General features: G+C 36.1%; 14 protein-coding genes and 1 pseudogene. All 15 read right to left on the reverse strand.

The window, feature by feature from the left end; genetic code table 11:
* Positions 1-132: 132 nt before the first annotated feature.
* Entirely contained in the window at positions 133-1,062 is a 930-nt protein-coding gene (locus WA010_RS02450; RefSeq protein ID WP_422555591.1) for an NAD-dependent epimerase/dehydratase family protein, read from the reverse strand.
* 2 nt (positions 1,063-1,064) lie between these two features.
* Positions 1,065-2,078, reverse strand: coding sequence for a PDDEXK nuclease domain-containing protein (locus tag WA010_RS02455; protein WP_422555592.1), 1,014 nt, complete (start codon positions 2,076-2,078; stop codon positions 1,065-1,067).
* Complete coding sequence (locus WA010_RS02460; RefSeq protein ID WP_422555593.1) at positions 2,075-2,206, reverse strand: NAD-dependent epimerase/dehydratase family protein; 132 nt, start codon at positions 2,204-2,206, stop codon at positions 2,075-2,077. Before WA010_RS02460 ends, WA010_RS02455 begins: the two co-directional genes overlap by 4 nt.
* Positions 2,199-4,007: a thiamine pyrophosphate-binding protein gene (locus WA010_RS02465; protein WP_422555594.1), complete on the reverse strand. Its 1,809-nt coding sequence runs from the start codon at positions 4,005-4,007 to the stop codon at positions 2,199-2,201. The genes WA010_RS02460 and WA010_RS02465 overlap by 8 nt, the downstream gene beginning before the upstream one ends.
* Positions 4,007-5,056, reverse strand: a complete 1,050-nt coding sequence (locus tag WA010_RS02470; RefSeq protein ID WP_422555595.1) for an NAD-dependent epimerase/dehydratase family protein — start codon at positions 5,054-5,056, stop codon at positions 4,007-4,009. The genes WA010_RS02465 and WA010_RS02470 overlap by 1 nt, the downstream gene beginning before the upstream one ends.
* A 4-nt stretch (positions 5,057-5,060) precedes the next feature.
* Positions 5,061-6,065, reverse strand: coding sequence for a 4-hydroxy-2-oxovalerate aldolase (dmpG, locus tag WA010_RS02475; RefSeq protein WP_422555596.1), 1,005 nt, complete (start codon positions 6,063-6,065; stop codon positions 5,061-5,063).
* On the reverse strand, positions 6,065-6,946 hold the full coding sequence (locus WA010_RS02480) for an acetaldehyde dehydrogenase (acetylating) (RefSeq protein ID WP_422555597.1): 882 nt from the start codon (positions 6,944-6,946) through the stop codon (positions 6,065-6,067). The genes dmpG and WA010_RS02480 overlap by 1 nt, the downstream gene beginning before the upstream one ends.
* Positions 6,943-7,071: a hypothetical protein gene (locus WA010_RS02485; protein WP_422555598.1), complete on the reverse strand. Its 129-nt coding sequence runs from the start codon at positions 7,069-7,071 to the stop codon at positions 6,943-6,945. The genes WA010_RS02480 and WA010_RS02485 overlap by 4 nt, the downstream gene beginning before the upstream one ends.
* Positions 7,068-7,562: a hypothetical protein gene (locus tag WA010_RS02490; protein WP_422555599.1), complete on the reverse strand. Its 495-nt coding sequence runs from the start codon at positions 7,560-7,562 to the stop codon at positions 7,068-7,070. Before WA010_RS02490 ends, WA010_RS02485 begins: the two co-directional genes overlap by 4 nt.
* Entirely contained in the window at positions 7,559-7,849 is a 291-nt protein-coding gene (locus WA010_RS02495; RefSeq protein WP_422555600.1) for a nucleotidyltransferase domain-containing protein, read from the reverse strand. Before WA010_RS02495 ends, WA010_RS02490 begins: the two co-directional genes overlap by 4 nt.
* Before the next feature lie 120 nt (positions 7,850-7,969).
* Complete coding sequence (locus WA010_RS02500; RefSeq protein WP_422555601.1) at positions 7,970-9,025, reverse strand: PDDEXK nuclease domain-containing protein; 1,056 nt, start codon at positions 9,023-9,025, stop codon at positions 7,970-7,972.
* Positions 9,013-10,122, reverse strand: coding sequence for a CDP-glucose 4,6-dehydratase (gene rfbG / locus WA010_RS02505; RefSeq protein ID WP_422555602.1), 1,110 nt, complete (start codon positions 10,120-10,122; stop codon positions 9,013-9,015). The genes WA010_RS02500 and rfbG overlap by 13 nt, the downstream gene beginning before the upstream one ends.
* Positions 10,107-10,880 carry a glucose-1-phosphate cytidylyltransferase gene (rfbF, locus tag WA010_RS02510; RefSeq protein ID WP_422555603.1) on the reverse strand — a complete coding sequence of 258 codons (774 nt, stop codon included), beginning with the start codon at positions 10,878-10,880 and terminating at the stop codon, positions 10,107-10,109. The genes rfbG and rfbF overlap by 16 nt, the downstream gene beginning before the upstream one ends.
* 31 nt (positions 10,881-10,911) lie before the next feature.
* Positions 10,912-11,071: pseudogene (locus WA010_RS02515) on the reverse strand (sugar phosphate nucleotidyltransferase); the annotation flags it as partial.
* A gap of 113 nt (positions 11,072-11,184) precedes the next feature.
* Positions 11,185-11,496: DUF502 domain-containing protein (locus tag WA010_RS02520; RefSeq protein WP_422555604.1), on the reverse strand; the 312-nt coding region annotated here is incomplete at its 5' end.

Genomic DNA, 11,496 nt, shown 5'->3' on the forward strand with positions numbered 1-11,496 from the left:
CGAATACACGCCCTGCATAGTTTACACGGCTTTTGCCCGATACGAACTCTTTCTCTTGTGTCGGTTTGTGTACCAATTCGTAATACTCTTTGGTCTTTTGTAATATCTCATTTTTTAATTGTTCTGCGGGGGTCATTCTTTCTCCTCTTGTTTATTCCAAAATGTAGTGCAAAGTTTTAAATATGGGTCTGCTTCGATTTTTTCTCTGTCGATCGTATCCAAAATAGAGGCATAATAGTTACGCATCTCTATAATCGCTGTGCGATGAGAGGTAAACTCAAATGTATTGATTTCATTAATCAATCGGCTGTTTTTAGATGTATATTCATTGTTTAGCCCATCATTGATGACTTTGATCTCAGAGGTGAAATCACTTGTCTCATTGATTAGGTTAGCCAATGTGATCAAATCAATTTTTTTGCCTGTTGTCAGATTATAAACGTTATGTTTGCACTCATGATCTAAAAAATGACCGACGATTTTTACTAAATCATCCACATAAATATAATCGAAAAAGACATTCTTATTGATTGTTATTGGCAAATGCAAAAGATTTTTGACAATGGCATTTGAGATAAATTTGAATTCATAGTTCTCATATTCACCATAACAGCCGAAAATTCTCAAATTGAGATTATTGTCACTTTTTTCAATAACTTTCGAGCAGACAGATTTGTAAAACCCGTATTCATCCAGAGGTATGGCAATGTCTGCATCCTCTTCTTTGGCATCCACAATCGACTTATGCTTGCTGTATTCTGCACCGCTGCCGAAATGAATAATCTTCGACACTTTATCAGAGTGCTTGACGATATTAAAAAACATCCTTAGGTTTTCGTGAACAATATTTTCATTGCCACTGTCCCGTCCACCTCCACGATTGGCACAATTGATGATAATATCGGGTTGTGTGGCATGAAGATAATTATCAACACTGGTTTCATCGATAATATTTAGTGTTTTACTATCTGGTGTCAACAGTGTGTAGGTGCTGTTTTTTGTAAAATACTCGCGTAGATGTTTGCCAATAAACCCGTTAGCACCGATGATGAGGATTTTCATTTTTATTCTTCCTCTATTATTTTCTTTAAAGCTTTTTCAAGTTGTGTTTTGTTTGGTAAATACAATTGATATTTTGCAAGAAGTATTTTGTTAGTGATACTTTCAGTCGCATATTCTACCAAAATATGATTTTTGTATGCGCCTAAGATAATTCCAACAGGTTCATTGTCGCCTTCCGTAGCTTCTTCTTTTTTGAAATAATTAAGATAGAGATTCATTTGTCCAATATCTTGATGGTCTATTTCACCTCGTTTAAGGTCTATCAACACAAAGCATTTGAGGATTCGATGATAAAAAAGCAAATCAACTTTAAAATGCTTTCCACCAATACTCATACGATATTGTCTGCCAATAAATGCGAATCCTTTTCCAAGTTCAAGTAAAAATTGTTGCAGATTCGAAATAAGCTTCTCTTCCAAATCACTTTCAAGATAATGATGTTGTTCAGGGATATTTAGAAACTCTAGCACAAAAGAGTCTTTTATCAAATCCTCAGGCTGTTCTACTTCATGACCATTACTAGCCAATTTCAACACACCCTCTTTATCTGTACTAAGTGCCAAACGATGAAATAACATACTTTTCATTTGTCGTTTTAACTCCCGAACACTCCATTTTTCCTTTTCTGTTTGCTTCACATAAAAGCTTATTTCTAGTTCTGAATCAGATTTGAGTATCTCGTAATAATGACTCCAAGTCAATTTGTGGGACACTGTCCCACTTTTTGAAAATGTCAAATAAAGCTTTCTCATATAAAGTAAATTCGACCTTCCAAAACCTTTTCCGTAAATTATTGTCAAATCACGAGAAAGCCTTTCAAAAAGTTGTGCTCCATACTCAGCTTTTTCATTTCCATTTTGCTCAAACTCTACAATATACCGACCTATCTGCCAGTAAGTCTGAACTAAAATAGTATTAATACTGAAAGCTGCTTTTTCCCTACCAAGAGCAAGTAAACTACCTATTTGAACAATAAGTTCATTATAGTTTTTTTGACTTAATATCTCTACATTCACGCCAATACCTCTAACTCTTTACTACTTGGTGTCAACAATGTGTAGGTGCAATTTTTTAACAAATGCTCGCGTAAATGTTTGCCGATAAATCCGTTAGCACCGATGATGAGGATTTTCATTTTATTCATCTATTGGCTTAATGATCATTTGCTCACGAAATTCATCTCGATCCAAAAAGGGGTACATATCTTCAATCGGTTTTGAAACCATACTTCCATCGGAACGCTTTGCAGAAGAAACCGTTGGAATAACTTCTTGATCTTCGGGACATATAATTTCACATAAAACCGGTCCTTCTATCGCAAAAACTTTATCCAATATCTCATCCAATTCATTGACTTCTGTAGCACGAAAGAATGGAATACTGTAAGCAAAAGCAATTTTTTCTGCATCAGGAAAGGAAATTCCCGTGGCTTCTTCCGTCCCCATTACACGTCCCTCAAAAAACTTCTTTTGTGTAGTGCGAATAGATAAATATCCATTGTTATTCCAAATAAACAACTTTATTGGTAACTTGTTTTGTACAATAGTTTGTAATTCTTGAAGGTTCATCTGAAAGGAACCTTCACCGGTTATAGCAACGACATCACCTTTTTCTTTTGCAATCGAAACACCAATTGAGGCAGGAAGAGTAAAACCCATATCAGCTTGGGCACCTGATGTAATATAGCGTTGCTGATCTTTGATTTTCAATGCTTGCGCTGTTACGTAATAGGCAGAACCAGCATCTGCAACCACAGCCGTTTTAAAGCCTAAAAATTTATTTACATGATCTATAAATGTATACATATTGATTTTTGGATTTTTTTCGTATTCTTTTAATGCAACGGGCCAGTTATCACGCCAATATTGACATTTGTTTACCCATTCATTTCTATCAAACGATGCAATATTTTGAGCATTAACTTCATATAAAAAGTTTTTTACATCACTATTTATAAAATAGTCAATTTTAACTGTATTTTTTTGATGTTCTACCGGATCAATATCGACTACTATAAGCTTTGCTTCTCTTGCAAACAACGCATATTCAAATCCAGTTAAAGCAACTGCTAGACGCGTTCCCAATGCAATGACAAGATCAGCATTCTGTACGGCAAAGTTTCCTGCTCTATCGCCTTTAATCCCTAATCTTCCGACATACAAAGAATCATCACTGGCTATTAAATCTATACCTAAATAGGATGTAGTTACTGGGATTTGAAAAGTATTGGCAAACTTTTTTAGCTCATCCATTGCATCACCAAGTCTTATGCCGTTTCCTGCAATAATTATGGGGCGTTTTGCTTTGCCTATCAGATCAAGAACAGCATTTGATTCAGATATGTCCGTAACCGTTTTAAAATCATTTTTAATTTCAGATAGCTCAAAATGGCGTAATGCAGAGCTGTCTATTGTTGCCCCTTGAACATCTTGAGGAACATCTATCCAAACCGGTCCAGGTCGCCCATTTTTTGCTAAATACGCCGCTTTTTCTAAATGATACGCGATCTCTTCAGGAATATTTACCATGACAGAATATTTAGAGATAGAATTGACAATAGGAATGATATCAGCTTCTTGAACGCCTAGCTGACGTAATGAAAGGGGTGAGTTATGTAACGTTTCTTTTCTTTTTACTTGTCCGGATAAAAATATCACTGGTGTATTATCCTGCCAAGCATCCAGTAAGCCAGTAATTGCATTTGTAGCACCGCAACCACTTGTCGTCATAGCTACAGAATAAGAGTTTTTATATTTTGCATATGCAACCGCTGCCATTGCAGAAGCTTGTTCATGGTGATTAAAAATGCCATTAAGCTTTTCGTGTTTAGCAATGCCATCATTTAAGAACATTGCGCCCCCTCCTGTTACCAGGAAAACATCTTTAATACCCAATGTGCTATATAAAAAATCTGCGATGTAATCTGCTACTCTTATCAATCCCATTATTTATCCTCTTTATGTAAATTGTTAACATTCCATTGCATTGTCTGTTGTAACGCTTCATCAAAATCAAAAACCATCTTAAGACTAAACTTTTTTATTATATGTTCCAAATTTGGAATGAATTTTGATTCATCATTATTGTAATTTTGAACTATCACGTCTACAGGACGAGGTAATAATTTATTGATTTTTTCAGTCACTTCTTTTAATGAAATCCCTTCTGATGAACCTAAATTATATATATCTCCACTTTTTCCTTCTGCTAAAACCACCAATAACCATGCAGCCATATCAGATGCATATAGATAGCTGCGTTGAGGCTTTCCATTGCCAACGATACGCATTGGCTGATTATTTAAAGCTTCTTGTAAAAATGTATTGATTGCCCACGGTTTGTTAAGTTTTTGATAAGGTCCTATAAATGAAAAAGGCCTCACAATACAAACAGGCAGTTTAAATAAACTTCTATAGGCTAAACAAATTGTCTCTGCATATCTTTTCGCTTCAGGATAAACTGATGTAATATCATTTTTGGAAAAGTTGTATAAGATTGTTTCTCGTAAGGATTCCCCGTTGTCCGGTGCTTTTCCATAAACTTGTCCTGAACTTATATGAACGATATTTCTGATGTCAGGCAACCTTGTTGCTGCATCCATAATCGCCTTCGTTCCAAGAGCAATTACGTCCATAGTATTTACTGGATCAGACATATGTACTCTATTATCCGGATTAGCAGCTGCATGAATAATATAATTAATATTACTTGGAAGATTATGCACGCTTCTAATATCTGAACGTAGATATGTAATATCACTTCGACGATACAACTTTGGATCACTTCGCTCAAGATTTTCAGGATCACGTGATAAAAGTATTATTTTACAGCCAAAATCAAAATCATCATTTAGCCATACAAGAGCTCTTGCTATCCAGCTCCCAACAAAACCTGTTCCACCAGTAATAAGGATTGTCGACCCTTTAAGTTGCTCTAATTTAGGAACAATATTTTGAAATGATTTAGACAAGTTTTCTAAAATTAAATTTTCCATGTTTTTACTTTTTACTAGTAGCTAGTTGCTGAGCAACTTCAATGATTAAATCTTCTTGACCCGCTATTGCACCACGTTTTCCAAGTTCAAAATAAATATCTCGTGGATTAACATTATATATTTCTGCAGCTCTGGCTACAGGTTTTGAAAACACAGATACTACACCACTCATTCCACTAACAATACTTGAACTTGTAATTTTAGGCAATACTTTAAAAAGTTCCTCAGCCGCATCTGCTGCATCTAGCAATTTATATAAGTCTACGCCGGTATCAAATCCTTGCAATGCAAAAACTGCTGCTAAAAGCTCTATACTAGCATTTCCAGCACCTCCGCCAAATCCACAAATAGAACCATCGATAATATGCGCTCCCGCTTTAACAGCAGCAAGTGAGTTTGCAATGGCCATGCCCAAATTATTGTGTGCATGAAACCCTACCGGTATTTTTAATGAAGCAGTCAAAAGTTTTATTCGTTCCGTTACATCTTCTGGTAAAAAAGATCCGGCAGAATCTAAAATTGTGATTCCTTCAGCACCATATGATTCCATTTTCAAAGCTTCTTGAACAAGCATTTCCGGAGAAAGCATATGTGCCATCATTAAACCACCATAAACACGGCGTCCTTTTTCTCTAACATAAGAAATATGTTGCTCAGTTGTATCTGCTTCAGTACATTGTGCTGCAATACGAATTACATCTACACCACAATTGATTGCTTTTAATATGTCTTTAGCAGTAGCATATCCTGGTACAACATGAATGCCTAGTAAAGATTTATTCAAGTATTCACGTGTAACGGAAAGCATTGCTTCATCGCTTAAAAGACTTTTCCCAATCTGTAATGATGACGCACCTAGTCCAATTCCATGTCCTACTTCTACAACAGAAACACCAGCTTCATCTGCCATCTTAGCATATGCTATAATATGCTCTTTTGTCAACTGATGACGTATTGCATGAGAACCGTCGCGTAATGTTACATCATATAAAAGTATCTGTGAATTCATTACTTGTCTCCTATTAAATTTTTTTGAGCAAAATGCTCTGCTACTTCAATAGCAGCACAATTGATAATATCAAGATTTCCTGCAAATTTTGGTAAATAATCTCCAAGACCTTGCACTCTTACTGTTACCAATAGGCGATGGTTATCATATGTAGGTAAAACTACTATATGATAACCAGGTACATATCGTTGGATTTGCTGGGCTATTTTTTCGACTTCTATTGATATTTGCTTTAGATTAGGGTTATCTATTTCAGCCATGACTGTTGTTTGCATGTCTATTGCCGGATTTGCCGGATTTAAATTAAGCATTGCTTTTGCTTCTTTAACACCACTAAAGATTCTTAATCCTTTTTCAGTAGTTTCTATGTACTCATCAATATTTATTCTTGTAGCCGGACCAGCACTTCTAGATGAAATGGTTGAAACGCTTTCAATATATTCAATTTCTGGATGCACTTTACTAATTGCATAGGCTATAGGAATTGATGCTTGCCCGCCACATGTTATCATATTCACATTTTTTGATTTTACTGCTTCTTCCAAATTAACAGCAGGCACACATAAAGTTCCAATTTTAGCTGGTGTCATGTCAATAACAAATTTTCCAAGCTTATCAAGTATGGGTGCATGGCTCAAGTGACTTTTAGCAGATGTTGCATCAAAAACAATATCACATAAATTAGGTTCATTCACAATAGTGTCTATACCTTCGTCACTTAAACGGATACCCATAGAAGCTGCTATTCGCATTCCAGGTGATGCAAGATTTCGTCCAGTAAAAATACTGCATTCAAGATATTGTGATCGCTGAATTTTAATCAATAAATCTGTTCCAATATTCCCTGTTCCAATAATACCTACTCGTAATTTTTTATTCATAATGAAGACCACGTAAGTTTTTTCTTTTTCGCATCCATCACATACTGATTCAAATCATCTGTTGTATCAACACTCTCATTTTCATAAAAGTTTTTATACCACATTACCATTTTCTCAAGATTCATTTAAGCACCTCACTATTTTGAACAAACTCAAACTTACTTTTACAATACTCATAAAAAGTGTCATAAATGGATATAAGTTTGTCTTTAACCTTGAAAATATCATTTAAACTATCTGTCAGTTCATCAACATTAAAACTATACTCATGAGCCACATTATTTCTAATAGTTCGCAAATCCATCCACTCTTGTCTGCCTAATAATTCTAGCTTTTCAAGACGATTGAGCATATCTATGAATGGTTTTTTTGTAAAATCTTCACCCAAAAGAAAAAGCGTAGTAGCAAAAAGTTTTTCGCCCATGCTATCTTGAAGTTTTGAAAATCGAAACAAAAATTGGTCTATAAATCCTACTTGTTCAAGAGAAAATTTTATATACCTCTCTTTATCAAGTGGCAAATTTTTTTGCAAATGATTATATGCATTATTTATCATCTTTTTGTGTTGATTGCATTCATACAGTACCATAATGAGTTTGTCTTCAAGTTCATTCATAGTTCTACCCCATCCCTAAGAGCTACTTGCTCTATCAGCCTATTTTCATCTTTTGCCATCACAGCATCTATTTTTTGTTCCCCGATATATTCATCTAATTTTATCAAAAACTTTCTTTTAAGCTCTCGTTCGTTTTCATATTTTTGCGTGGGGCAAAGATATAAATCTATATCGCCACCCCGCGCAGTATCATCAACTCGACTTCCAAAAAGATATATCTTACCATCTTGAAAGTTTTCTAAAAAAGCTTTTTTGATAAGTTCTCTTTCATTGTCAGTGAGTCTCATGATTATCTGCACCACTCAATATCTTTAGTTTTTGCATCAGCCACATAACTTTCTAAATCTTCATGTGTTAAAAATATTTTATCATTTTCATAATACGACTTATACCATTTCACACTCTTTTCACACATTGTTTTGTTCCATTCTAAAATTATTAAATTCTTGCTCATTTTGTGATTCCAATATCTCAGTTATTTCATGAAGCTTTATCTGAAGTATCTTTTTATCAGGTAGCATTGTCGTATAATGGGATACAAGTGTAGGTGAAAGATGTCTGCTCATGGCATATTCAACAACCTCATCATCCTTATCTCTACACAATAGCACCCCAATACTTGGGTTTTCATGTTGTTTTTTGACATCCCTATCAAGAGCTTCAAGATAAAAATTGATTTGTCCGAGATGTTCTGGCTTAAATTTTTCACTTTTGAGTTCAAATGCTACAAGTGCAGATAACCCACGGTGGAAAAAAAGCAAATCAATAAAAAAATCACTATTTCCAACCTGTAAACGATACTCTTCACCTATAAAAATAAAGTCTCCTCCAAGTTCCAAAATAAACTGTTTCATATTTGCTATAAGTGCTTTTTGAAGATGGCTTTCATTGTGTTGTGTCGGTAAACCCAAAAACTCTAGTACATAGCTATCTTTAAAAGTGTTATCAATCATAGGGTGCAATTCTCTCAGAACTGCTGAGAGTTTTTGATTACCAAGAATAGTTCGTTCATAGAGTGATGTGTCGATTTGTCTTTCCAGTTCTCTTTTTGTATATTTTTCTTTTATTGTTAGTCGAAGATAAAATTCTCTTTCTTCTGTAGTTTTAGATCTTGAAAAAATAATAGTGTTATGTGTCCATGGCAATTCTCTCACCAATGGTGAGAGTTTTTCATCATCATGATAAATTTCATAAAACTGCTTCATCCGCCAAAGGTTTTTATCGCTAAATCCTTTTACAGTAGAGTCATTTTGAGTGATAAAACTGGCTAATTCACTCACCACACCTTTTCCCCAATTTGAACTTTTAACTTTTTGACTGATAATTCGACCAATATTCCAGTACAATTCAATAAGAGTTGTATTGATTTGAGTATATGCCTTTTGTCTTGCTTGATGAATATACTCTACAACTTCTGTAAAATCAGCCTGAATTATCATCTTATTTGGCACTACAAACTCCACTCCAACTCTTTCTTTTTTGCATCCATAACATAGTGCTTCAAATCATCCGTTGTAGTAGTACTATTATTTTCATAAAAGTTTTTATACCACAGCACTGTTTTTTCAAAAGTTGTTTCGCTATCCCAAACATCTTTCCATTTTAAACGGATATGGGCTTTGGAACAATCGAGTTTTAATAGATTGGCTTCATGGAGATGGAGGGGATCACGGGTGATCTCATAGTCGATTTTGTCCCAATGTGTTTTGACATGGTTCACGACCTCTTCAACGGTGATACTTCCCTCATCGCTGGGACCGAAATTCCATGCTTCTGCGAATTCTACTTTTTCTTCAAGGAGTTTTTGTCCGATAGCGAGATAACCACTGAGAGGTTCAAGGACATGCTGCCACGGGCGAGTAGCATTCGGATTGCGGATACTCACTTTTTTAGCTGACGAGACCGAGAGCATGATATCAGTCATTAGACGGTCTTTTGCCCAATCCCCTCCACCGATCACATTACCTGCACGGCACGATGCCAACAGGGTATTATGGGATTTTTGGTATTCGGCGGGATTAAAATAAGAACTTCGGTACGAGTTGGCGAGAATATCAGCACATCCCTTGGAAGAGCTGTAGGGATCATATCCCCCCATAGGATCGTTTTCACGGTAGCCCCATACCCATTCACGATTTTCATACGCTTTATCGCTGGTGATGTTCACAATCGCTTTGACATTATGTGCTCGACACGCTTCAAACACTTTTAATGTTCCCATTACATTTGTCTCATAGGTTTCGATAGGATTTTCGTAGGATAGGCGTACGAGAGGTTGTGCAGCTAGATGAAAGACGATATCCGGTTTATGGATGGCAAACGTTTGATTCAACAGTTCTAAATCTCGAATATCTCCGATGATAGAGGTAATATCAAGATTTAAAAGTCCAATATGATTGGGTTCGCTTGGAGCCTCTAGGGAATAGCCGATGACATTTGCACCCATTTGATTGAGCCAGTATACCAACCATGATCCCTTGAACCCTGTATGACCTGTGACTAGGACTGTTTTATCTTTGTAAATACCGCCAAAAAGATTATCCATTACCATACTTTCCATGGAGCGTTTCCATTTTCCCAAAGTTTATTAAGATCATTTTTATCTTTTAAGCTATCCATAGGCGACCAAAAACCTTCATGCTTGTAGGTGTATAGTTCTCCATCAAGTGCAAGATTTTTAAGTGGCGCCTGCTCGAAAATCGTTTCGTCACCTTCGGTAATATAGTCGAAAACTTTTGCCTCACATACACAATAGCCTGCATTGATCCAATGACCATCACCTTTTGGTTTTTCTTTGAATTCATGAACTCTATTATCTTCATCAATATTCAATGCACCGAATCTTCCATCTGGTAAATGAGATGTCAAAGTCATCGCTTTTCCATGTGATTTATGAAATGCTACCAAATCAGCAATATTAATATCACTGACACCATCACCATAGGTTAACATAAAGGGCTCGTTTCCGATTATTCGTTGTGCTCTTTTTATCCGCCCACCGGTCATGCTATTTAGTCCAGTATCGAGAAGGGTGATTTTCCACGGTTCACTGGAATTATTCAGTACTTCCATTTTTCCGGTTTGCATATCGATTGTTACGTCACTCTGGTGGAGAAAATAGTTTGCAAAATACTCTTTGATGTAATACCCTTTGTATCCGAGCAAAACAACAAACTCATTAAACCCATAGTGTGAATAAATCTTCATAATATGCCAAAGAATCGGTTTCCCCCCTATATCGACCATTGGTTTTGGGCGAACATCTGTTTCCTCACTAAGTCTTGTTCCAAATCCGCCGGCTAGTAATAATACTTTCATGTCAAATTCCTTTTTGCTTATTATAGAGTTCTACCGTTGCTTGCACATATCCGTCACCCATCGCCTCTTCGACACCGTACTGAATCAAAGGCTTGGTGAAGAGTAGGAAGCATCTCTTTTGGGATCGCTTTGGTCATCAAGAGGAATCGGGTACCGTATCCGGCAGCGGGGAAGAGGCATTTACGAATCATATAAATCTCGTTTTTTTTTGTTTTATTTCTGTATTATATCTTAGCTAACCTGAAAAATGGGTATTTTTTTATCAGCTACTGCCTTCTCACCAAATGGTGCATTTAGCAATTTCTTACTCTTGGATAAGTGCCGACACTTCCTCTTTTTTAGAAAAATCAGCACCCATACTGATGATAAAAGAGGAAGCTTCCTGAAGGGTAAGCGTCGTTTTTTTAATCAATGCTTCATCTACTAGCACCGTATATCCGCTCGTCGGATTCGGAGAAGTCGGGATAAAGACAACACAGATATTTTCATGACGGTTGAGCAAATAAGCGGGAACCCATAATCCCTCTTTGGGATACTCGACCAATACCACCTCTTTTTTCGTCCCGTCTTCACCGCCGCTGAGCATGGTAGCGAGTTTTTTTGAGACGGAGTAAAC

The sequence above is a fragment of the Sulfuricurvum sp. genome (assembly GCF_049305995.1).
In the GTDB taxonomy this organism is placed as follows: Bacteria; Campylobacterota; Campylobacteria; order Campylobacterales; family Sulfurimonadaceae; genus Sulfuricurvum.

Bases quoted from the DNA above. Each gene is read 5' to 3' on its own strand.
- rfbG (WP_422555602.1), bottom strand. From the start codon at position 10,122: ATGGAAAGTATGGTAATGGATAATCTTTTTGGCGGTATTTACAAAGAT.
- WA010_RS02470 (WP_422555595.1), bottom strand. From the start codon at position 5,056: ATGGAAAATTTAATTTTAGAAAACTTGTCTAAATCATTTCAAAATATT.
- dmpG (WP_422555596.1), bottom strand. From the start codon at position 6,065: ATGAATTCACAGATACTTTTATATGATGTAACATTACGCGACGGTTCT.
- rfbF (WP_422555603.1), bottom strand. From the start codon at position 10,880: ATGAAAGTATTATTACTAGCCGGCGGATTTGGAACAAGACTTAGTGAG.
- WA010_RS02450 (WP_422555591.1), bottom strand. From the start codon at position 1,062: ATGAAAATCCTCATCATCGGTGCTAACGGGTTTATTGGCAAACATCTA.
- WA010_RS02465 (WP_422555594.1), bottom strand. From the start codon at position 4,007: ATGGGATTGATAAGAGTAGCAGATTACATCGCAGATTTTTTATATAGC.
- WA010_RS02490 (WP_422555599.1), bottom strand. From the start codon at position 7,562: ATGAATGAACTTGAAGACAAACTCATTATGGTACTGTATGAATGCAAT.
- WA010_RS02495 (WP_422555600.1), bottom strand. From the start codon at position 7,849: ATGAGACTCACTGACAATGAAAGAGAACTTATCAAAAAAGCTTTTTTA.
- WA010_RS02485 (WP_422555598.1), bottom strand. From the start codon at position 7,071: ATGAATCTTGAGAAAATGGTAATGTGGTATAAAAACTTTTATGAAAAT.
- WA010_RS02480 (WP_422555597.1), bottom strand. From the start codon at position 6,946: ATGAATAAAAAATTACGAGTAGGTATTATTGGAACAGGGAATATTGGA.
- WA010_RS02460 (WP_422555593.1), bottom strand. From the start codon at position 2,206: ATGAATAAAATGAAAATCCTCATCATCGGTGCTAACGGATTTATCGGC.